21 protein-coding genes and 1 tRNA gene are annotated in these 21,937 nt (G+C 69.4%); 13 read left to right on the forward strand and 9 right to left on the reverse strand.

From position 1 onward, the window contains the following. Nucleotides 1-12: 12 nt before the first annotated feature. Nucleotides 13-750 (reverse strand): PspA/IM30 family protein, encoded by a 738-nt coding sequence (locus WA967_RS13165; protein WP_424423392.1) that lies wholly within the window; start codon nt 748-750, stop codon nt 13-15. Nucleotides 751-849: 99 nt separating this feature from the next. Next, the gene (locus tag WA967_RS13170; protein ID WP_424423395.1) at nt 850-2,856 is read right to left on the reverse strand and encodes a TPM domain-containing protein; all 2,007 of its coding nucleotides are present in this window, start codon (nt 2,854-2,856) and stop codon (nt 850-852) included. A gap of 120 nt (nt 2,857-2,976) precedes the next feature. Here WA967_RS13170 and WA967_RS13175 point away from each other — a divergent pair, with 120 nt between their 5' ends. The 7 genes from WA967_RS13175 to WA967_RS13205 all read left to right on the forward strand — a co-directional run bounded on the left by WA967_RS13175 (nt 2,977) and on the right by WA967_RS13205 (nt 7,257). Further along, a complete protein-coding gene (locus tag WA967_RS13175; protein WP_424423397.1) occupies nt 2,977-3,816 on the forward strand; it encodes a DUF3097 domain-containing protein in 840 nt (279 codons plus the stop codon). A gap of 29 nt (nt 3,817-3,845) precedes the next feature. After that, nucleotides 3,846-4,571, forward strand: a complete 726-nt coding sequence (gene trmB / locus WA967_RS13180) for a tRNA (guanosine(46)-N7)-methyltransferase TrmB (protein WP_424423399.1) — start codon at nt 3,846-3,848, stop codon at nt 4,569-4,571. A gap of 3 nt (nt 4,572-4,574) precedes the next feature. Further along, nucleotides 4,575-4,961: a DUF1304 domain-containing protein gene (locus tag WA967_RS13185; protein WP_424423401.1), complete on the forward strand. Its 387-nt coding sequence runs from the start codon at nt 4,575-4,577 to the stop codon at nt 4,959-4,961. A gap of 34 nt (nt 4,962-4,995) precedes the next feature. Beyond that, nucleotides 4,996-5,068 (forward strand) — tRNA-Arg (locus tag WA967_RS13190). 105 nt (nt 5,069-5,173) lie between these two features. Then, the gene (locus tag WA967_RS13195) at nt 5,174-6,430 is read left to right on the forward strand and encodes an LCP family protein (protein ID WP_424423403.1); all 1,257 of its coding nucleotides are present in this window, start codon (nt 5,174-5,176) and stop codon (nt 6,428-6,430) included. Nucleotides 6,431-6,476: 46 nt separating this feature from the next. Continuing rightward, complete coding sequence (locus tag WA967_RS13200) at nt 6,477-6,692, forward strand: DUF2945 domain-containing protein (protein ID WP_424423406.1); 216 nt, start codon at nt 6,477-6,479, stop codon at nt 6,690-6,692. Then, nucleotides 6,685-7,257 carry a DUF488 family protein gene (locus tag WA967_RS13205; protein ID WP_424423409.1) on the forward strand — a complete coding sequence of 191 codons (573 nt, stop codon included), beginning with the start codon at nt 6,685-6,687 and terminating at the stop codon, nt 7,255-7,257. The genes WA967_RS13200 and WA967_RS13205 overlap by 8 nt, the downstream gene beginning before the upstream one ends. Here the strand turns inward: WA967_RS13205 and WA967_RS13210 are convergent. The 6 genes from WA967_RS13210 to WA967_RS13235 form a co-directional block, all read right to left on the reverse strand. Further along, nucleotides 7,217-8,014 (reverse strand): SGNH/GDSL hydrolase family protein, encoded by a 798-nt coding sequence (locus WA967_RS13210; RefSeq protein ID WP_424423411.1) that lies wholly within the window; start codon nt 8,012-8,014, stop codon nt 7,217-7,219. The two genes, WA967_RS13205 and WA967_RS13210, sit on opposite strands and share 41 nt — an antisense overlap. A 119-nt stretch (nt 8,015-8,133) precedes the next feature. Next, entirely contained in the window at nt 8,134-9,042 is a 909-nt protein-coding gene (locus WA967_RS13215) for a carbohydrate ABC transporter permease (RefSeq protein ID WP_424423414.1), read from the reverse strand. After that, the gene (locus WA967_RS13220) at nt 9,039-10,061 is read right to left on the reverse strand and encodes a carbohydrate ABC transporter permease (protein ID WP_424423417.1); all 1,023 of its coding nucleotides are present in this window, start codon (nt 10,059-10,061) and stop codon (nt 9,039-9,041) included. The genes WA967_RS13215 and WA967_RS13220 overlap by 4 nt, the downstream gene beginning before the upstream one ends. Then, on the reverse strand, nt 10,058-11,479 hold the full coding sequence (ngcE, locus tag WA967_RS13225; protein ID WP_424423420.1) for an N-acetylglucosamine/diacetylchitobiose ABC transporter substrate-binding protein: 1,422 nt from the start codon (nt 11,477-11,479) through the stop codon (nt 10,058-10,060). The genes WA967_RS13220 and ngcE overlap by 4 nt, the downstream gene beginning before the upstream one ends. Nucleotides 11,480-11,560: 81 nt before the next feature. Further along, nucleotides 11,561-12,313 carry a sugar isomerase domain-containing protein gene (locus tag WA967_RS13230; RefSeq protein WP_424423422.1) on the reverse strand — a complete coding sequence of 251 codons (753 nt, stop codon included), beginning with the start codon at nt 12,311-12,313 and terminating at the stop codon, nt 11,561-11,563. Next, a complete protein-coding gene (locus WA967_RS13235; RefSeq protein WP_424423425.1) occupies nt 12,310-13,242 on the reverse strand; it encodes a MurR/RpiR family transcriptional regulator in 933 nt (310 codons plus the stop codon). The genes WA967_RS13230 and WA967_RS13235 overlap by 4 nt, the downstream gene beginning before the upstream one ends. 90 nt (nt 13,243-13,332) lie before the next feature. Here WA967_RS13235 and WA967_RS13240 point away from each other — a divergent pair, with 90 nt between their 5' ends. From WA967_RS13240 to WA967_RS13250, 3 genes are read left to right on the forward strand one after another with little or no spacing between them, the layout of a single operon-like run. Beyond that, a complete protein-coding gene (locus tag WA967_RS13240; RefSeq protein ID WP_424423427.1) occupies nt 13,333-14,316 on the forward strand; it encodes an N-acetylglucosamine kinase in 984 nt (327 codons plus the stop codon). A 49-nt stretch (nt 14,317-14,365) separates the two neighbouring features. Further along, nucleotides 14,366-16,033: an arginine--tRNA ligase gene (gene argS, locus WA967_RS13245; RefSeq protein ID WP_424423430.1), complete on the forward strand. Its 1,668-nt coding sequence runs from the start codon at nt 14,366-14,368 to the stop codon at nt 16,031-16,033. 1 nt (nt 16,034) lies between these two features. Further along, nucleotides 16,035-16,805, forward strand: a complete 771-nt coding sequence (locus tag WA967_RS13250; protein ID WP_424423433.1) for a DUF2993 domain-containing protein — start codon at nt 16,035-16,037, stop codon at nt 16,803-16,805. Here WA967_RS13250 and WA967_RS13255 read toward each other — a convergent pair whose 3' ends face one another. Then, nucleotides 16,806-17,852: a YhjD/YihY/BrkB family envelope integrity protein gene (locus WA967_RS13255; protein ID WP_424423435.1), complete on the reverse strand. Its 1,047-nt coding sequence runs from the start codon at nt 17,850-17,852 to the stop codon at nt 16,806-16,808. Between the two features lie 118 nt (nt 17,853-17,970). Between WA967_RS13255 and lysA the strand changes: the two genes are divergently transcribed. The 3 genes from lysA (at nt 17,971) to thrB (ending at nt 21,735) form a co-directional block, all read left to right on the forward strand. Then, the gene (gene lysA / locus WA967_RS13260) at nt 17,971-19,362 is read left to right on the forward strand and encodes a diaminopimelate decarboxylase (RefSeq protein WP_424423437.1); all 1,392 of its coding nucleotides are present in this window, start codon (nt 17,971-17,973) and stop codon (nt 19,360-19,362) included. Between the two features lie 67 nt (nt 19,363-19,429). Further along, nucleotides 19,430-20,743, forward strand: a complete 1,314-nt coding sequence (locus tag WA967_RS13265) for a homoserine dehydrogenase (RefSeq protein ID WP_424423440.1) — start codon at nt 19,430-19,432, stop codon at nt 20,741-20,743. A gap of 29 nt (nt 20,744-20,772) precedes the next feature. Next, entirely contained in the window at nt 20,773-21,735 is a 963-nt protein-coding gene (thrB, locus tag WA967_RS13270) for a homoserine kinase (RefSeq protein ID WP_424423443.1), read from the forward strand. The last annotated feature ends 202 nt before the right edge of the window (nt 21,736-21,937 follow it).

Here is a 21,937-nt window from a genome sequence, read left to right on the forward strand (position 1 = left end):
CCGCCCGCCCGATCACTCTGCTTCGATGGCGGCCTGCGGCTTGCCGGCCTTGAGCTCGGCAAGCCGGGCCTCGACCTCGGTGAGCTCGCCGAGGTCGTCCAGGCTCTCGAACTGCGCGTCCAGTGACGACGCGGCGATCTCGGCCTTGCCCTGGGCGATGGCCTCCTGGCGGCGGATCTTGTCCTCGAACCGGCCCAGCTCGCTGGTGGGGTCGAGCACGTTGATCGACCCGATCGCGTCCTGCACCTTGGTCTGCGCCTCGGCGACCTTGGCACGGGCCAGCAGCTCGCTGCGCTTGGTCTTCAGCTCGCCGAGCTTGTCCTTCATGCCGTTCAGGCCGCTCTTCAGCTTGTCGACGATCTCGGTCTGCGATGCGATCTGCGGCTCCGACGTCTTCGCCTCGCGCTCCGAGCTGATCTGGCGCTGCAGGGCGATCTTGGCGAGGTTGTCGAACTTGTCGGCATCCGCCGTGTTGCCGGCGCCGCGGAACTCGTCGGCCTTGCGGCTGGCGGCCAGGGCCTTGTTGCCCCAGTCCGCTGCAGCCTGCACGTCCTCCTCGTGGTCGCGCTCGAGCAGGCGCAGGTTGCCGATGGTCTCGGCGATCGCGGACTCGGCATCGGCGATGTTGTTGGTGTAGTCGCGGACCAGCTGGTCGATCATCTTCTGCGGGTCCTCGGCCTGGTCGAGGAGCGCGTTGATGTTGGCGCGGAGGAGCGTGGAGATGCGTCCGAAGATGGATTCCTTGGCCATGGTGTGGTTCCTTTTTCTTCTCGGATGGTTGTCTTGCCGTGTACGTGTCTGGTCAGGCTAGTGCTCGGGCTGATGGACCGGGGTCAGGATCGGACGCCATCAGAAGTGACCGCCGCTGGTGCCGGAGAAACCGCCTCCGCCTCCGCCGAAGCCGCCGACGGAGAATCCCCCGCCTCCGCCTCCGCCGAAGAATCCGCCGCTGGTGCCGCTGCTGCCTCCGCCGAACATCCCGCCACCGCCTCCGCCGCCGAAGATCCCGCCTCCGCCGCCGTGGCTGCTTCCGGCCTGACCGATGAGGATTCCGCCGAGCAGGGCGCCGAGGGTGTCGTTGCCGCCACTGCCCCCGCCACCCCAACCGCCGAGGTCGTTCTGAGCCGCCTGCAGCGCCTGGGCCGCGAGCTGGTCTGCCGACTGGGTCAGGGAGAGTGCGCGGACGGGGTCGGAGCCTGCGACGCGGTATGCCTCGCGCTGGTTTCCCTGCGCTTGGGACAGCCTGGTCCGCGCGGTGGAATCGACTCCACCGCGGCGGTTCAGGATGAAGTTCTCCGCGGCCGAGATCTGCGCGTCAGCCCGCCGGAGCGCACCGGCGAGGGCGCCGCGTGCGCGGTCGATCTTCTGCTGCTCGTCGCGCGCGGTCTGGATGATCGAATCGATGGAGCTGTTCGCGGCGTCGAGCACCCGGAGCGCGGCGATCGGGTTGCCACCGGAGACACCGAGGAATGCCTGGGCCTGCTGAACGCCCCGCTGCGCAGCGGCGACGGCTTGGGCGACGCGGCCCTCGGGGTCCGGCAGCGACTGTGCGGTCTGGATGTCGCCGCCCAGCTCGGTGATCAGCGCAGCAGCGTGCTCGCTCGCGGCCCTCAGATCGTTCTGCAGCTTCTCCACGGCATCCTCGAGCTGCGTCGCCTGCTGCACGGCGCCCTCGGCCGCACGGATGGCGACAGCCGCATCGCCGCTGCGCCCGCCGTCGAGCGACTGCTGTGCCGCCTGCACCTGCGCATCCGTGAAGGAGATGCGCGATCGCGCCTGAGTGGCGTTGTCGGCCACGGCCGAGTACGCGTCGGGGGAGTACGTCGTGGCCAACGAGGCGAGGATCTTCTCGGCGCGGTCGATCTCGGCGGATGCCGCGGTGCGCAGCTTGCGCACGTTCTCCAGCGCCGCGGGGGCGTCCTGCTCGAGCTTGCGCAACTCGTCGAACTCGGCCTTGCGCTCCTCGAGCGTCTGGGTCGAGGTCGTGCACAGCTGCACGATGCGGTCGTACCACTCCACCTTCTGCTGGTCGGTGTCGGGGATCTCGTCGTCGAGCTTCTGCTGCAGCGAGAAGGCTTCGTCGAGGTGGCCGCGCGCGGCCGTCAGCGCTGCGACGAAATCGCCGATCGCATCGTCGCCGAACTGGGCGCGGGCGTACTCCATCTCCTGCTCGCTGGAGCGCACGACGTCGTCGGTGCGCACCAGGGCGATGGACGCCTGCCGAGCGAGCTCCGCGATCTGCGCCTGCCGCTTGGCCGCTTCGGCGGCGCGCTTGCGCGCGCGCCGGACCAGCAGCACGATCACGACGACGACCGCGGCCAGCAGCACGATGATGCCGAACACCGTCCAGCCCTGCGCGGCGCGTGCCGGGCCGTCGACCAGCATCTCCTGCACCTGCGCGGCAGCGGCGTCGATGGATCCGGCCCAGTCGCTGTTCTTGAGCGCGGGGAGCATCGCGTCGGTGACCTGGGACCGCTCGGCCTCGGGGATCGGCCCGCCCTGCGCCGACCCGGCCATGGCGAACATCCGCCCCTCGGTCGCGATGCCGATGAGGTACTGGTGGTCGTTGAACCCGTTGCCGTGGGCGGTGCGCGTGACCCAGTCCTTCTCGTCGGCTGCGCCGGTGAACTGCGGCACGAAGACGACGAACACATCTGCCCCGGTGTCCTTCGCGAGCCGGCTGAGTCGCGCATCGGCCGCGGACAGCTGCGTGGGGGAGAGCACGCCGCTGACGTCGCTGACGTTCCCCGATCCGGTCAGGGGCCCCGGGTCTGTCGCGGATGCCGCGCTCAGCGAGAAGCCGCCGAGGAGCGCACCCAGGATGATCGCGGCCAGCGCCGGCCACCGATGTCTCATACGTCCCCCCAAACCGGCAGCTGTGCACCTGGGACGAGTCTATGCAAAGCGGCCGACACGCGACAGCATCCGTCGGGTGCTGCCCGTTCGCCTGCAGCGGAGCCGCATACGCTGGAGGGCATGGACGACAGGTACGGCAGCGACGTGCTCGCGGCAGGGTGGCGCGAGCGCGGCTTCGCGAAGGCGAGCGACGTGCCCGCCGTGAAGGATCTCGTCGTCGAGGTGGCCGACGACGGCTACTGCGGCGCGATCACGCGCGTGCAGGCCGGGATGGTCGAGCTGGAGGACTGGAAGGGCCGCCGGCGCAGCTTCCCGATGGGCGGTGGTTTCCTCGTGGAGGGCAGACCGGTGCGCCTCGTTGTGCCTGCGGCCGCACCGCGGGGACAGCGCCGCACGGCATCCGGATCCTTCGTCGTCGAGGACGACCGCGCCAAGGTCGCACTGCCCAGCCGCATCCTCGTCGAGGGCCGGCACGACGCCGAGCTCGTCGAGAAGGTGTGGGGCGCCGACCTGCGGGTGGAGGGCGTCGTGGTGGAGTACCTGCAGGGCGTCGACCTGCTGGAGGACCTCCTCACGCAGGCGCCGCCGAACGCGACCCGCCGCTATGGCGTGCTGGTCGACCACCTCGTGCCGGGCTCCAAGGAGACCAGGCTCGTCGAGCAGATCCTGCGGGGACCGCACGGGAGGCACCTGAAGGTCGTGGGTCACCCGTACATCGACGTCTGGCAGTGCGTGACGCCGGCGGCGATGGGCATCCGCGCCTGGCCGCAGATCCCGCGCGGCACGGAATGGAAGGTCGGCATCTGCCGGGCCTTCGGCTGGCCCGCCGAGGACCAGGCCGACATCGCGCGGGCCTGGCAGCGCATCCTCTCCCGCGTGACCACCTTCCGCGACCTGGAGCCGTCGCTGCTGGGGCGCGTCGAGGAGCTCATCGACTTCGTCACGGAGCCCACCGCATGAGTGGTCGGTCGCGCGGATATTCTGGGGGGATGCCCGAACCCCTCACCTTCCGCGAAGAGCCCGTCTCGTTCGTGCGCCGCAGCGGGCGCATGTCCGAGGCGCAGGAGAGGGCGTTCGAAGAGCTCGCCCCGTTCTATCTGTTCGACGTCCCGCGGTCCGTCGCCTTCACGTCGGTGCATCCGGATGCTCGCCTCGAGCCGGCATCCGTCTACGGGCGCACCGCGCCGCTGATCGTCGAGATCGGCTCGGGGCAGGGGCACGCGATCGTCGCGGCGGCGTCGACCAGGCCGGAGGTCGACTTCCTGGCCGTCGAGGTGTTCCGCGCGGGGCTCGCGCGCACCATGCTGGATGCGGACAAGGCCGGCGCCCGCAACCTGCGGCTCGTCGAGGCCAATGCCCCGGAGGTGCTTTCCACTCTGCTGCCCGAGGGATCGGCATCCGAGGTGTGGATCTTCTTCCCCGACCCGTGGCACAAGAAGCGCCACACGAAGCGCCGCCTGGTGCGACTCGGATTCCCGCAGACCGCGGCGCGGGCGATCCGGGACGGCGGGCTGCTGCGGCTCGCGACCGACTGGGAGGACTACGCGCTGCAGATGCGCGAGGTGCTCGACGAGGCGCCCGAGTTCGAGCGCGCGTTCGACGGCGAGTGGGCCGACCGCTTCGAAGGACGCGTCATGACGGCCTTCGAGCGCAAGGGCATCGCCAAGGGCCGGGACATCCGCGACCTCGCCTACCGTCGCGTGGCCAGGGGCTGACGGATGCTGATCGCAGGCCTCATCCTCGCCGCCCTCGCCGGCGCGTTCCACGTGTTCATCTTCGTGCTGGAGTCCGTCCGATGGACGCAGCCCGCCACCCGTCGGATATTCGGCGTGCGCAGCGAGGCGGATGCCGAGACCATGAAGCAGCTGGCCTTCAATCAGGGCTTCTACAACCTGTTCCTCGCGCTCGCCGCATTCCTGGGAGTGGTCCTCGTGATCTCCGGCTTCAGCACCGCCGGCATGACGCTCGCCCTGGCCGGGACCGGCATGATGCTGGCCGCCGCGCTGGTGCTGGTGATCGCGGATCTTTCGAAGCTGCGCGCCGCAGTGATGCAGGGTGCGCTGCCGCTGCTGGCGGTGGTCGCGCTGGCACTCGGCTGGGCGTGACGGGGCATCCGAAACTGATAGGCTCGACGGGTTCGCCTCCGTAGCTCAGCGGATAGAGCGCCGGTTTCCGGTACCGTAGGTCGCAGGTTCGATTCCTGTCGGGGGCACGAACACGAGACGCCGTCCCCGAGGGGCGGCGTCTCGCGTTTCCATCGAACCGACCGTCGGCTGCACCTCGTGGGGCCCACGGATCCGCGACGAAGGGGCACCGCGTGAGGACTCCGGGCAGACGAGACGAACTCGTCGCGCGACACGCCCGGCTGCGCACGCCGACCGCGGCAGGGCAGCTGCTGAAGCTGATCGGCATCGCGGTGTCTGTGGTGCTGGTCAGCGGCATCGCGGTCGCTGCATTCGTCGTCGGCGGTCTGTTCAACACCGTCAAGTCGAACTCGGTGGAGATCGACGGAGGCAAGGAGCTGCCCCCGGACATCGCGGCGTACAAGGGCGGGTTCGACATCCTGCTCACGGGCGTGGACACCTGCGAGCCGAAGTACGCCGCGCTCTTCGGACAGCGCTGCGAAGGCCCCGACACCGACGGCATCAACAACGACGTCACGCTGCTCATGCACGTCTCGGCCAGTCCGCGACGGGTCACGGTGGTCAGCTTCCCCCGCGACATGATGATGGTGATCCCCGCCTGCACGGATGCCGACGGCAAGAGCCACTCGGCCCTGCGCAAGGCGATGCTGAACGTCGCCTACGCTCACGGCGGCGACAAGGGCGGCCTGAACTGCGTGGCCAAGACCGTGTCCAGCCTGCTCGGCGGCGAGAACATCGAGTTCGCGGCGAAGGTGACCTTCGGCGGCGTCATCGAGATCACGAACGCCATCGGCGGTGTGGACGTCTGCCTGGAGACCCCGATCATCGACAGTCAGACCGGCCTGGACCTCCCCGCGGGCGACCACACCGTGGAAGGGCTGCAGGCGCTGCAGTTCCTGCGCACGCGGCACGGCGTCGGCGACGGCAGCGACCTGGGGCGCATCGGCAATCAGCAGCAGTACATGTCGAGTCTGGTGCGCAAGCTGATGAGCAGCCAGGTGCTCGGCAACGTCGGCACCGTGATGAAGCTCGCCAATATCGGTCTCAGCAACGTCGAGGCCTCCACGTCGCTGGCCGACCCGGTCAAGATCGCGCAGATCGCGCTGGCCATCAAGGACGTGCCGGTCTCGGACTTCACCTTCGTGCAGTACCCGGTTCTCGATGACCCGGAGAACGCCGATCGCGTGGTGCCGGACACGCAGAACGCGGCCGTCCTGTGGGACGCGGTCACGGCGAACAAGCAGCTGCAGATCACGCACCAGAACACCAAGCACGACGGAGTGGTCGTGAAGGAGCCCTCGCCTGGGGTGAGCACTGCTCCGGCGCCGGATCCCAGCGCGACGCCGGGAGACGTCGTCGACCTGCCCTCCTCGATCAAGGGCACCTCTGCCGACGTGAAGACCTGCTCCAACGGCCAGACCTACCGCTGACCGCGCTCAGTGCAGCGGTAACATCGAGCATCGGAAGGGGGTTGCTGTGAGCGAGCGCTTCAAGGTCGGGGACCACGTCACGTGGAACTCCGAGGCGGGTCACGTGAGCGGGCACATCACCACCGTGCACACCGCGGACTTCGACTACAAGGGGCACACGCGCCGTGCCAGCGAGAAGGACCCGCAGTACGAGATCAAGAGCGACAGGACCGACCATGTCGCGGCGCACAAGGGGACCGCGCTGACCCTCCTCGATGACTGAGAAGCGCATCCTGACCGTCGGGCATTCGACGCACCCGCTCGACGAGTTCCTGACGCTGCTGCGCGACGCCGGGGTGGACCTCGTCGCGGACGTGCGGAGAGTGCCCGGATCGAACAGACACCCCTGGTTCAACCAGGACGCGCTGGCCGCGAGTCTGGCAGACGCAGGCATCCGCTACCACCGCATCGCCGAGCTGAGCGGCAGACGCCCGATCCAGCGCGACGTCGACGACGCGGTGAATGCCCTGTGGCGCAACCGCAGCTTCCACAACTACGCCGACTACGCCCTGGGCGCGGACTTCGCCCGCGGGCTGGATGAGGTCATCCGCCTCGGCGCGGAGCAGCAGGCGGTTGTGATGTGCTCGGAGGCGGTCTGGTGGCGCTGCCACCGCCGCATCATCGCCGATCACTTGCTGGCCCGTGGCATCCCGGTGGGCCATCTCATGGCCGAGGGACGCATCACGCCCGCCGAGCTCACACCGGGGGCCGTCATGCGCGACGGCACGGTCGAGTACCCGGCGGATGCTACTTCGCCGGATCCGGATGGGCTCCGTCGGCAGCCGTGACCGGCGCCGTGCTGAAGCGCTCCAGCGCCTCGTGCACTCGCTTCGCGAGATACTCGTGCCCGGCGTTCGTCGGATGGTCGCGGCCCGCGCCGGTGTCGATCACCCGGCGGTAGTTCCCGGGTGTGATCCAGTGCTCCTGCACCGGCGAGATGTACCACCAGTTGCGCGCGGCGGCCAGTCTGGTCAGGTCGCGGTCGATGCGTGCCGTGCCCGCCTGCACGGGCAGCACCTGCGGTGCGGGCCCGAGCACGACGACGGGGACGTCGGGGAACTTCGCCGTCATGGCGTTCCACGTAGCCGTGACGGCGGCGGGGTATGCCGCGGCGTTCTCGCGGCGGTCGTTGATCGAGCCCTCGATGATGATCAGGTCGGGCGCGATCCCGGCATCCAGAGCCCTGATCCGCGTCGGATAGTCCGGACCGTCGAGACCGGGCTTCTGATAGCCGCTGCCGCGGACGCCGTCGACGACGGTGGTGCCGTGGATGAGATCGGCCAGCCGGTACGCATAGCCGTCCGTCGGGGGAGTGGCGGCGGAACCATAGGTCCAGGAGTCGCCGAACACCAGAACACGCGGATGCTGAGGCAGGATCAGCGGCGCGGGTGAGACCCCGCCGTGTTCGGCGGCCGCGATCGGCGCCGTCTCGACGGGCGGCATCCACGGCCTGGTGATGCCGAGCGCGACGGCGAGCACGACCGCCGTCGCGCCCGCGATCGCGAGCGCCAGGCGGCGTCGTCGGGTCGGCGCGTGCGTGGTCATTCGAGAAGAGTAGGTCATTGCGGGACGGATGAGAATTCGGGCGCGGTCACGAGTCGGCAACGCATGAATCGCCCCTCGCGGCCAGCGTGGCGGGAGGGGCGATTCGCGGGCGTCGGATGCTACTTCGAGGTGCCCTGGGAGACGGATCCCTGCAGCTGGCGCTGGAACAGGATGTAGACGACCAGCACCGGGATGATGGTGATCATCACCGCAGCGAACATCTGCCCGAAGTCCAGCGAGTAGCCGGCCGAGGACGCGTACGAGGCCATGCCCTGCGACAGCACCCAGTTGTTCTTGTCGGTGTTCAGCGAGATCGGCAGCAGGAACTGGTTCCACAGCCCCAGGAAGTTCATGATCGCCACCGCGGCCATGCCGGGCTTGGCCATCGGGAGCATCACCTGGAAGAACGTGCGCCACTCGCTGGCGCCGTCGACGTAGGCGGCTTCCTGGATCTCGTACGGCAGTGACTTGAAGAACGAGAACAGGAAGAACACCGTGAACGGCAGCGCGAACGCGACGTAGGTGAGGATCAGGCCCGGGAGGGTGTTCAGCAGCCCCATCCCCTGCAGGATGAAGAACAGGGGGACGATGGCGAGGAAGATCGGGAACGTCAGCCCTGCCAGCATCAGGTAGTAGATGACCCGGCTGCCCGGGACCGAGAACCTGGCCAGCACGTACGCGCACATGGCGCCCAGCACCATCACGAGCACGAGCGAGACGCCCACGACGATGACGGTGTTCAGGAACATCTGGCCGAAGGCGTTGTCGATCCAGGCGCTGATGTAGTTGTCGAAGTTCCAGTTCGAGGGCAACCCGAACGGGCTGGCGAAGATCTCCTTGGTGGTCTTGAACGAGCCGATCAGCGTCCAGATCATCGGCAGGATCACGACGAGGGACCAGATGCCCATCACCACGTGCGAGACGGTGCCGACCGCCTTGTCGCCGGGGGTCGCCTTGACCCTGCGCTCGGGCACGCCGGACTTCGTTCTGGGATCGATGGTGATCGCAGCGCGCGTTTCGGTGCTCATGCGCGTCCTCCTTCGTCCTTGCCGCCGATGAGGCGGAAGATGCCGATGATGAGCGCAGCGAACAGCAGCGTGATGACGGCGAGGACGACGCCCATCGCGGTCGCCAGGCCGAACTGGCCCTTCTCGAAGGCCGTGCGGAACAGGTACTGGCTCATGACCAGGGTGCTGTTGCCCGGGCCTCCGGTCGCATTCAGGCCGGCCATGTAGACGAAGGCGTCCAGCGCCATGATGCCCAGGTAGATGTACGCGGTCTGCACGTTGTCGCGCATCTGCGGCAGCAGGATCGAGACGACGGTGCGGAACCGGCCGGCGCCGTCGATGCGGGCGGCTTCCAGGGTCTCGGCGGGGATGCCCTTGATCGCGGCGATGAACAGGATCATGTAGAACCCGACCATGCTCCACACGATCACGAAGATCGTCGCGGCCATGGCCGTGCGCTCGTCGCCCAGCCACGCGGGCTGGTCGGTGACGCCGAACAGTCCCAGGATGCCGTTCAGGAGGCCGCCGGAGGGGGTGTAGATCATGTTCCACAGGATCGCGATGACGATCGCGGGGATCACGTACGGGAAGAAGGAGATCACTCGGTAGAAGCTCGAGCCCTTCAGCCCGCGGACCTGTCCCTGGCTCGGGCCGCCGACGGTGATCATGCTGGCGAAGATCAGGGCGATGACGATGGTGACCAGCGGGACGATCAGCGCGAGCACGATGTTGTTCAGCATCGCGCGCATGAAGATGTCGTCGTTGAAGAGCTTGACGTAGTTGTCGAACGCGATGAACTGCATGTCCGGCGTGAAGCCCGTCCAGTTGGTCATCGCGTAGTACAGGGCCTGCAGGAACGGCGAGATCACGAAGATCAGGAAGATCGCCAGGGGCAGGCCCAAGAAGACGAGCAGGAACGAGACGTAGTCGAAGGTCAGCTTTCGCCGCCCAGGGCGGGACGGCTTGCGCCGTCCCGCCCTGGCTGCAGTGACCGCGGCCGTCTCGAGCCCCGGTCCACCGCTGACGGTGGAGTAGCTCACTTGATCTCGATCTTCTTGACGGAGCTGTCCTCGCGGATCTTGTCGACGATGGCCTGAAGCTGCTTGGTGAGATCTGCGACCGTCAGCTTGCCGTCCAGGAACGAGTTCCAGATCGGCAGCTGGTCGGAGTTCATGCCGTACAGGTTGGTCGACTTGATGGTGAAGACGTTGTCGCCGGCGGCCGCCAGCAGCTCGGACTGCGACACCAGCGCCGTGGATCCGAAGCCGTCGGCGGGGACGGTGTCCTTGACGATGGTCGGCGCCAGCTTGCTCTTGGCGAACGCGGTGGCGGACTCCTTCGAGAGCATCGTGCGCAGCAGCTCCTTGCCGCCGGCGGGGTTCTTCGCCTTCTTCGGGACGATGAACGGCTCGCCGGCCTCGGCGCGCAGGGTGCCCTTCGGCGTGGTCTGGTTGCCGTCCAGGGGCAGCTCGCCGAAGCCCTTCATCTTGAAGCCGTCCTTCGTCGTCTTCTTCATCTCGTTCTCGATCCACGAGCCCGAGGGATAGAGAAGTGCGGACTCGTCGAGGCTCCACTGGGCCTGGGCCTGCGTGAACTGCGTGCCGGCACCGCCGGGCTTGATGTAGCCCGCCTGGATGATCTCGTAGAGGATGCCGAGGATGCTCTGGATCGCGGGGTGGGACCAGGCCTTCGGGTCGAGGTTCTCGAACGGGATGCGGAAGTCGTCGCCGGCCTGGATGACGGCGGAGTCGACGACCATCGTGTTGTAGTAGGTCGCCGCCTCCTTGCCCCAGAGGAAGAGGTACTTGCCCTTCTCCTTCGCTGCGGCGCCGAGGGCCTTCAGATCCTGCCAGGAGGTCGGGACGGTCCACCCGTTCTCCTCGAACAGGCTCGAGGAGTACCAGATGCCGTAGACCGTCATGACGTAGTTCAGCGCGACGAACTTGCCGTCGAACGTACCGGGGTCCTTGACACCGCCGAAGAGCGTGTCGCTGATCTTGGTGCCGTCGAGGTTGTTGGAGTCCAGCACGTCGTCCAGCGTCTCGAGCTGGTCGAGGATGGTGTTCCATCCGATCGAGTTGGCGCCCGAGTTGTCGATGAGGTCCGGCGGGTTGCCGCCCACGAAGCGGGGCTGCAGCTCCTGAGCGATCTTCGTCGACGACGCGACCTTCACGCTCACGCCGCCGAGCTTCTTGTTGGCCTCCATGATCTTCGCGGAGTTCTCGACGTAGTCGATGCCGTAGCCGCCGTCGAAGATGACCGCGTCGACCTTGGAGTTCGCCGCCACGCCGAACGGGTTGTCCGCGGTGACCTTGCCTGCCGGTGCGCCGCCGCCCGTGCTGCCGCCGCCCGGAGCCGCGCACGACGCGAGCGTCGCGCCGAACGGGATCAGGAGAGCAGCCGTGGCCGCGCCGCGCAGCAGGTTGCGACGGCTGATGGATGCTTCTTTGAGTTCCATCTTCGTACCTTCCGTAGTGATGTGATCGGTGTGTGGGTTGTCGGGCCCTCAGGCGAGCTCAGGGTCCCAGGAGCTGTCGAATCAAGCTCCCCGCCGGATGCGGTCCGCGTAGCGGGCCTCAAGGACGGAGTTGTGCTCATCGCCGCCGGGGATGTTGGCGGAGATGTACATGGGTGGGGTCTCGCCGCGTTCGGCGATCGTGCGCGCGACGCCCAGCGTCAGCAGCTGTGCGATGAATGCCGCGGTGATCGAGGAGATCGCGCCGGCGGCGATGCCGTCAGCGACCTCGAGCGTGGCGTCTCCATAGGGCGCGAGGTTGTCGATGACGACGTCGGCGATCTCGCTGAGGCGCTTGCCGCTGGGGTGCTTCGGCTCCACGCGGGCGGTGTGCTCGAGGCTGGTCACGGCGATGACCTTGTGCCCGTGCTCCTGAGCCCACAATGCGGTGCCCACGATCGAGCCGTTCACGCCGGAGTTGGAGGCGATCAGGAACACGTCGCCGTCGTTCACCGGCACGGTGGCCATCAGCTCGTCGACCACCCAGGGTTCGCGCTCCAGCGCGGCGCCCAGCACGTCGATGTCGCGGTCGCCGTGCAGGACGATGTCGCGCAGCGCGAACCTGTTGGTGGGGATCAGTCCGCCGGCGCGACCGGAGATCTCCATCGCGAAGGCCTCGGAGTGCCCGGTGCCGAATGCCTGCAGCACGCCGCCGTCGTCCAGCGCCTGCACCATCAGCGCGATGGCGGGGTCCAGCGCACCGGACTCGGCGGAGGCGGCGAGGCGCTCGAGCCGGGTGGTGGCCTCGCGCAGCAGGTCGGTCGGGGTGGCGCTCATCGGTTCTCCTCTGTGGTCGGGGTGAGCTTCGGCGCACGCGCAGGACGGCGGTGCGCGGATACGGCCATCGCGCTGGCGGCCAGCCTGGTCGACGCCTCGCCGAACATCTGCTGCGCGACCAGCAGGTAGAGCAGGTCGAGGACGAGCAGCTGGGAGTGCTTCACGGACAGGTCATCGGGGCGCAGGTAGTGCGAGGGCTCCGCGGTGGCCAGCGAGACGTCGGCGAGGCCGGCCAGCCAGGAATCCGAGTCGTGCGTGATCGCGACCGTGACGGCACCCGCGGCACCGGCTTGCGAGAGCATCTGCACGGTCTCATCGGTGCGGCCCGTGCTGGAGATGCCGATCGCGACCGACGTGGCGTTCTGCATGACGGCGCTGGTGAGGCCCTCGTGCACGTCGGACCAGGCGTGCGCATTCACACCGATGCGATACAGGCGCCCCTGGAACTCACGGGCGATGATGCCGCTGCCGCCGACTCCGTAGATGTCGACATGGCGCGCCGACGCGATGGCCGCAGCGACCTGCATGACGTCATCCAGATCGAGGCGTGCAGCCGTGCTCTCCAGCGAGTCGACGTGCAGGGCCACCAGTGTCTGCAGCACCTTGCCGGGGTCGTCGTCCGCGCCGAACTCCTCGCCGATGTCGGCGTGCCAGCTCTCGTTCGCGTCGCCGCGACCGATCTCGCTGGCGACTCCCACACGGAACTGCGTGTAGCCGTCGAAGCCGAGTGCACGGCAGAAGCGGGTGACGGTGGCGGGGGAGGTGCCCGCTCGGTCGGCGAGCTCGGTGATGGTCAGCTCGACGGGAGACGCGGGGTGCGCGGTGACCACGTCGGCGATCTTGCTCATCGCCGTCGGCATGGTGTGACGGCTCGCCGCGATGCGGCGCGCGATCGTCATTCCGTTGCCGAAGTCCTTGGTCCGTGGCACCATTGCCTCCTGAATCCCCGTCAGGGTTTTTCTCGTTGAGATGAAAACTATTCTCACGCGACGAAAACGTCAAACAGGACAACATCACAAATGAGTCACGAACCGCTGCTGCTGGGCATCGATGCCGGCGGAACCTCCACCAGGGCGGTGCTCACGGACCTGCACGGGGAATGTCTCGGCTACGGCATCGGAGGCCGAGGCAACCCGGTCTCCGCAGGCGCCGAGCGAGCAGCCGGCGGAGTGCTGGACGCCGTCGCCGCCGCGCTCTCGAGGACGCGACGCTCGCTGTCCGACGTCTCGCTGATCGTGCCCGCGATGGCGGGCATGCGCGCCACCGGCGGTGCGGACTGGCTGATGGACCGACTGGTCGCCGCGGGCTTCGCCGGTCGCCTCGTGTTCGAGTCCGACCTGCTGGCCACGTACTTCAGCGGCGCGGCGGAGGCGTTCGGCTACGCCATGGTCTCGGGCACCGGAGCCTGCGTCATCCGGGTGCGCGACGGACGGATCGACGGCGCGGGCGACGGACTGGGCTGGCTGCTGGGGGACCGGGGCAGCGGATTCTGGATCGGCGCGGAGATCGCGCGTGCGGCCGTGGCGGATCTGGACGGCACGGGTCCCCGCACGGCGCTGACGGACCGCGTGCTCGCCCATCACGGCCTTGCTCGCACCGGCGTGCGCACCGCCGGCCGCCTGCTGGAGCTCGAGGAGCTGGTGAGCGCTCTGTACGCGCATCCGCCCATCGAACTGGCCGGGCTGGCGCCGTTCGCGTTCGAGGGGACGGATGCCGTGGCCGCGGGCATCCTCGCCGCCGCCGGCGAGCACCTGGCCGACACGCTCTCCGCCAACCTGCAGGGCCCGGGGCCCCTGGTCATCGGCGGCAGCGTGCTGTCGCGCAGCGGCCCGGTGCGCGACGCGTTCCTGGCACGGCTGGGCGACGCGGCCGACGGCCTGGCGATGCGATCGGTCGGCGACGGGGCGGTCGGGGCGGCGGTGCTCGCGATCCGCGCCGGTGGCGGCGAGCCGAATGCGCAGACGCTGGCGCGACTCACCGAGACCGTGGCGGCATTCCGCTGAGCGGGGCCGACGAAGGGCCGCCACCACCGGCCGGTAGACTGGGCGGTCTATGAATCCTGAAGCCCTCGCCGCCGCCGTCCTCGCCGTCCTGACGCCCATCGCGGCGTCGCTGCGACCTGACGAGGACCTCGGAGTGACGGCATCCGACATCGTGCTGGACCGCCCGCGCAACCGCGATCACGGCGACTGGTCCACCAACATCGCGATGCGGCTGGCGAAGCGCTTCGGTGCGAACCCGCGCGAGCTCGCGCAGCGCATCGCCGATGCGCTCGTCGAGGTGGAGGGCATCGCCGCCGTCGATGTCGCGGGCCCCGGCTTCATCAACATCCGCCTGGACGCGGCCGCCGCCGGCGCGCTGGCGAGGACCATCGTCGAGGCAGGCGCCGCCTTCGGCACCAACGACTCTCAGCAGGGCGTCTCGGTGAACGTCGAGTTCGTCTCGGCCAACCCCACCGGCCCGCTGCACATCGCACACACCCGCTGGGCCGCGCTGGGCGACTCGATCGTGCGCCTGCTGCTGGCCAGCGGGGCCGACGCCGTGCGCGAGTACTACATCAACGACGCCGGCGCCCAGATGGAGCGCTTCGCGAACTCCGTGCTGGCGGCGGCCAAGGGTGAACCCACACCGGAGGGCGGCTACCCGGGCGCCTACATCGACGAGCTCGCGCAGCGCGTGCTGGAGGCCCACCCCGGACTGCTGGACCTGCCGGCCGACGAGCAGCTGGTGGTCGCACGCGACCAGGCGTACGAGTATCAGCTGGCCGAGATCAAGAGTTCCCTCGCGCGCTTCAACGTGCCCTTCGACGTGTGGTTCTCCGAGCGCACTCTGCACGCCGCGGGCGCGGACGGCGCGCCCAGCCTCGTCGACCAGGCCGTCGACCGCCTGCGCGAGCAGGGTCACGTCTTCGACCAGGATGACGCCGTGTGGGTGCGCACCTCCGCCTTCGGCGACGACAAGGATCGCGTCATCAGGCGCTCCAACGGCGAGTACACCTACTTCGCCGCGGACGCCGCGTACTACCTGAACAAGGGCGACCGCGGCTACCGGGACAAGATCTACCTGCTCGGCGCCGACCACCACGGCTACGTCAACAGACTCAAGGCCATCGCGGGAGCCGCAGGCGAGGACCCCGAGAAGAACATCCAGGTGCTGATCGGCCAGATGGTCTCCATCAACGGCGCGCGACTGAGCAAGCGCGCGGGAAACATCATCGAGATGGACGACCTGCTGAACTGGCTGGGCGCCGACGCGCTGCGGTACTCGCTGGAGCGCTCGCCCGCCGACTCGCCGCTGGACCTGGATCCGGAGCTGCTGCAGAAGCGCACCAACGACAACCCGGTGTTCTACGTGCAGTACGCGCACGCCCGCACGCACAACGTGGCGCGCAACGCGGCGGATTCGGGCGTGGACCGCTCCGAGTTCGCCCCCGAGCTGCTCGTGCACGAGACCGAGAGCGCACTGCTGGGCGCCCTGCAGGAGTTCCCGCGGATCGTCGCCTTCGCGGCATCCGTCCGCGAGCCGCACCGCATCGCCCGCTACCTGGAGGAGCTTGCCGGGCTCTACCACCGCTGGTACGACAGCTGCCGCGTGATCCCGCAGGGCGATGACCCCATCGAGAGCGTCCACCGCACCCGACTGTGGCTGAACGATGCCGCCGGCCAGGTGCTGCGCAACGGACTGGAGCTGCTGGGCGTCTCTGCACCTGAGCGGATGTGACATGACGGATTCCGAGGCCCGGCCTGCGCGACGGCGCAGACGCTGGCCATGGGTTCTCGGCATCTCCATCGTGCTGATCGGCGGCCTGCTGGTGGCCGCCGAGGCCGCCGCCCGCTCCATCGTCCCCGGGATCGTCAGAGCCGCTGTGCTCACGGCCGCCCATCTTCCGGCCAGTCAGGAGTTGGAGGTGGAGGTCCCCGGCGTGCTGGTGCCGCAGCTGATCTCCGGCCGCCTGGGCGAGGTGCGGCTGTCGTCGGATGCCGTGACCGTGGACGGCGTCACCGGTGCGATCGACGCGACGGTCGCCGATGTGCCGCTCGGCGACGGACCGCTCGGCGCCGTGAAGGGCTCGCTGATCCTCGATGGGGACTCCTTCGCGCAGCTGCTGAAGGGTGCAGCCATCCCCGTGACCGGCGTCGCACTGCAGGCACCGGACGCGACCGTTCAGGGCGAGGTCAGCGTGCTCGGCCGTGCGATCCCGATCGGGCTCACGGTCACTCCCGGCATCCAGGACGGCGACGTGCTGCTGACTCCGGTGTCCGCGAGCCTCGCCGGCGCGCAGGTCGACCTGCAGCGCCTGGCGGCCGCGCTGGGTGGTCTCGGCCAGACGCTCGCCGCACCGCAGCGCCTGTGCATCGCCGACCGCCTGCCGAAGGGTGTCGCGCTCACCGGGCTTCGCATCGAGGGTCAGCGCGCCATCGTGGACTTCAACGCCGACGGACGCATCACCGTCGACGCGGCACTGCGCGCGAAGGGCGCCTGCCCGCGCTGATCACGTCCCCCGCGGACCGCCGTCCGTATCGCCGCGGGCTTCGCGCAGGGCGGCCGTCGCCGTCCGGACATCCTCCTCGGCGAGGCGCACGGCGGCATCGGCGAGCGTCGTGGCGCCGAATCGGGATGCCACGCGATCGTGCTCCTCGTGCACGGACACCACGATGAAAGCACTCGCCAGCAGGATCACCTGCGTGGAGAGGTTGAGCCACAGCAGCAGCGCCAGCAGCGACGCGAACGACGCCAGCAGCGGGTTAGCCCTGGCGCCCCCGACGAGGAGCCCGGACAGCTCCTGCAGTGCCAGCAGCGCGATCCCGCCCAGTGCGGCACCGGACCACAGCGCCCGGGCTGAGGCCTGCACGCCCGAGAGCATGCGGAACGCGGCGGCGATCAGCACGGCGTTCAGCACCAGCACGACCAGGAGCGAGACGACGCGCACGATCCAGGTCACGAGGGCGGAGCGGGGCGGCATCCCTGTGAGATCCGCGAACCCGGTCACGATGAGCTCACCGGCCAGCGTCAGAGCGGCGGCGCCCGCGAACGTCACCGCGATGATCACCGCGAGCAGGATGTTGCGCAGGATCACGCGGTACCACACGACGTCGGTTCGCGCGGTGCCGGCCAGGGAGCGGATCGAGACGCGCAGCGAGCCGATCGCCCCCAGCGCAGCGCCGATCAGGCCGACCAGCGAGACGATCCCGGTGATCGACAGCCCGGCGGGCGCGCGGATGTCGTCCAGATCGACCACGCCCTGACCGCCCGGCGTGCGCAGCAGGCCCGGCACCGCGGTGTCGATCGCGCGCACGACCGCATCCCACGCGGCGTCATCCCGCGACAGCCACAGCGCCGCCGCCGAGAATCCCAGCAGCACGGCGGCGAACACGCTGAACAGCGCGCGGTACGTCACCGCGTCCGCGAGCACGGGACCGCGGCGTGAGGCGTAGCGCAGTGCTGCGCGCACCAGCCGCCAGCGGAGCAGCCGCGCCGTCACCGCAGCGGAGGTGCGCGCGATGAGCCCGGGAGGTTCGGAATCCGTTCGTCCGTTCATCCGGCCACCCTAGTCACCGCACGGAACATGACCGAAGGGGGTTGCGCCGATGACCTAGAATCGGGGCAACCTCGCCGTGCGCTCTGCGCCCGAGAACCCGTCCCACGATTGGTGCTCTGTGCATTCAGCTGTAACCTCGCCCGCCCCCGACTGGCTGGTCGTCCCCGACGACGCCAACGACCTGGTCGCCGCCGTCTGGCCGGCGTCCGCCGTGCGCACGGCCGATGGAGAGCTGAGCATCGGCGGTATCGCCGCCGGGGCGCTCGTGCGAGCGCACGGCACGCCGCTGCAGGTGCTGGATGAGGGCGAGGTGCGCCGCCGTGCGGCCGCCACCCGCTCCGCGTTCGACGCGGCCGCAGAGGAGCACGGCACCACGGCTCGCGTCTACTACGCGGGCAAGGCGCTGCTGAACACCACCATCGTGCGCTGGGTGATGGACGAGGGCCTGAACCTGGACGTGTGCACCGGCGGCGAGCTCGAGGTCGCGCTGGCTGCGGGAGCGGATGCCGGACGGCTGGGCTTCCACGGCAACAACAAGTCGGTGGCCGAGCTGGAGCGCGCCGTCGAGGTCGGGGTCGGCACGATCATCATCGACAGCGCCCTGGAGATCGAGCGGCTGGCCGCGATCGTGTCCCGCACGGGGACCGTGCAGCGGGTCATGCTGCGCGTCAACAGCGGCGTGCACGCCGAGACCCACGATTTCCTCGCCACCGCGCACGAGGATCAGAAGTTCGGCACGCCCGTGGATGCCGCTCCCGAGCTGGTCGCGCGCATCCGCGAGATCGAGGGACTCGACTTCGCGGGACTGCACTGCCACATCGGCTCGCAGATCTTCGGCGTCGCAGGATTCCGAGAGTCTGCGGGGCGCGTGCTCGACCTGCACGAGCAGCTGCTGGCCGGTGGTGATGTTCCGCAGCTGAATCTGGGCGGCGGGTTCGGCATCGCGTACACCCGCGTCGACGCCCCGGAGCCGATCGAGGCTCTTGCGCAGGGCATCGTCGCCGCAGTCGCGGAAGGATGCGCAGCGCGCGGCATCCGCCTCCCGGTCCTCTCGTTCGAACCCGGCCGGGCCATCGTCGGCAACGCCGGAGTGACGCTGTACGAAGTCGGCACCATCAAGGACGTCACGCTCGAGAACGGCTCCCGCCGGTACGTGAGCGTGGACGGCGGAATGAGCGACAACGCCCGCCCCGCGCTGTACGGCGCCCAGTTCTCCGCGCGCCTGGCCTCCCGGGTCGGGGAGGGCGAGCCGGTGCTGGTGCGCGTGGTCGGCAAGCACTGCGAGTCGGGCGACATCGTCGTCGATCACGAGTACCTGCCCGCCGACATCGCGCCGGGCGACCTGCTGGCCGTCCCCGTCACCGGCGCGTACTGCGCACCGCTCTCCAGCAACTACAACCACGTGCCGCGCCCCCCGATCGTCGCTGTGCGCGATGGGGCGTCCCGCGTGATCGTGCGCGGCGAGACCATCGCCGACCTGCTGGGCCGCGACGCCGGCATCGAGCGGTGACGCGGCCCGCTCCGTGGGCGCTCGTGCCCGCCATCAGACCTGACCACCCCGTGCGTGAGGAGCGCAGATGACTGAGTACCGACGACTTCGCGTGGCCCTGCTGGGAGCCGGTGCGGTGGGATCCCACGTGGCTGCGCTCCTGCTGAAGCACGGCGACGAGCTCGCCGACCGCGCCGGCGCCCGCCTGGAGCTGGCCGGAATCGCCGTGCGCAACCCGGACGCGCCGCGCGACGTGGAGCTGCCGCGCGAGCTGTTCACCACTGACGTGGAGCCGCTGATCACCGGTGCCGACATCGTCATCGAGCTGATGGGCGGCATCGAGCCCGCCCGCTCGCACATCCTGCTGGGGCTGGGCTCCGGAGCCGATGTGGTCACGGCCAACAAGGCGCTGCTGGCCACGCACGGCCCCGAGGTGTTCGAGGCCGCTGATCGCGTCGGCGCCTCGGTGTACTACGAGGCCGCGGCCGCCGGCGCCATTCCGATCATCCGGCCGCTGCGGGACTCGCTGGCCGGCGACCGCGTGGTGCGCATCATGGGCATCGTCAACGGCACGACCAACTACATCCTCGACCGGATGGACGGCGAGGGCGCGGACTTCGCCGACGTGCTCGCCGATGCCCAGCGCCTGGGCTACGCCGAAGCCGACCCCACGGCCGATGTCGAGGGCTACGACGCCGCGCAGAAGGCCGCGATCCTGGCATCGCTGGCCTTCCACACCACCGTCCCGCTGGACGCCGTGCACCGCGAGGGGATCACGGCCATCACCGCTGACATGATCCAGCAGGCGCGCGAGGCCGGGTTCGTGATCAAGCTGCTGGCTGTCTGCGAGCGCCTGCACGAGCACGGCGGAGAGCAGATCTCGGTGCGCGTGTATCCGGCGCTTGTTCCGCGCGAGCATCCGCTGGCCTCGGTGCACGGCGCCAACAACGCCGTCTTCGTCGAGGCGGAGGCCGCGGGCTCGCTGATGTTCTACGGCGCCGGCGCCGGCGGGATGCAGACGGCATCCGCCGTGCTGGGCGACGTCGTCTCCGCCGCACGCCGCCACATGGCGGGCGGCACGGGCGTCGGCGAGTCGACCCGCGCCAACCTCCCCATCGTCTCCATCGGCCACGTCACCACGCGCTATCAGATCACGCTCGAGGTCGCCGACCGGCCCGGCGTGCTGGCGAAGATCGCCCTGCTGCTCAGCGAGGGCGGCGTGTCGATCGCCACCCTCGTGCAGACCGTCATCCCCACCGAATCGGGGGAGCGCGGCACAGCGCGGCTGGTCATCGGCACCCATCGCGCTGCGGACAGCGCGCTCAGCGAGGCCGTCGAGCGGCTCACCGACAGCGATGTCGTCGAGCAGGTCATCTCAGTGCTGCGCGTCGAGGGGGAGTAGCAGTGCCCGTCACCCTCGTCCCTGCGGACATGGAGCCCGTGGTCGGGGACACCCCCGATGTCGACGATGCGCTGCGCACGGTCACGGTGACCGTCCCCGCCACCAGCGCCAACCTCGGTCCCGGCTTCGACACGCTGGGTCTGGCGCTGAGCATCTACGACACGCTCACCGCGTCCTCGTTCGACGACGACCGCCTCGACATCACGGTGTCCGGCTCCGGCGCAGACAGCATCCCGACCGATGCCACCAACCTCGTCGTGCGCTCCATCGCGCACGTCTACGAGGACGTCGGCCGGCGGATGCCGGGGCTGCGGCTGCACGCCGTCAACGGCGTGCCGCACGGGCGCGGACTGGGGTCCTCGGGGGCAGCGGTCTCCGCGGGCATCCTGATCGCCAAGGGGCTGCTGGCGGGCGACGTCGACCTCGAGGACCACGATCTGCTGCGCTTGGCCACCGAGCTGGAGGGCCACCCCGACAACGTCGCGCCGGCACTGTTCGGCGGGCTCACCATCGCCTGGATGGGCGATCACGGGCCGCTGCACAAGAAGCTGCTGGTGCACCGCGGCGTGGCGCCGCTGGTCTTCGTGCCCGGCTTCACGATGTCCACCTCACTGGCGCGCTCGCTGGCGCCGCTGCAGGTGCCGCGCGAGGACGCCGTGTTCAACGTCTCGCGGTCGGCGCTGCTGGTCGCGGCGCTCACGCAGAGCCCCGAGCTGATGCTGGACGCCACCGCCGACAGGCTGCATCAGGCCTATCGCGGCGCCGCGATGCCCGAGACGCTGCGGCTCGTGCAGGCGCTGCGCGCGGAGGGCTTCGCGGCGGTCGTCTCCGGCGCCGGACCCAGCGTGCTGGTACTGGCCGACGGCCCCGGCACGCGCCGGCGGGCTGTCGACGTGGCGGATGCCGTCACGGACACTCCGTGGCACGCGTACATGCTCGCGGTGGATGTGCGTGGTGGTACGATTAGGGATCGAGCAGAGGGCTCCACGTAACTTCGTGAATCTGGCCCCTTCGCACTTCTGCGAAATCCGCACGCGATCCCCAGCACCACCCAGGTGCTGGCAGGCAGGCGCTCATCGTCGGCGCGTGTGAACCGCTCAGCTTCTGCTGTGCACTCTCTGGATTGCTCATTTCCCACGACATATGAGGGAGTACTCGTGGAGAACATCTCCGAGACCCAGAACGACAACCAGG

This window comes from Microbacterium sp. (assembly GCF_049650565.1).
In the GTDB taxonomy this organism is placed as follows: domain Bacteria; phylum Actinomycetota; class Actinomycetes; order Actinomycetales; family Microbacteriaceae; genus Microbacterium.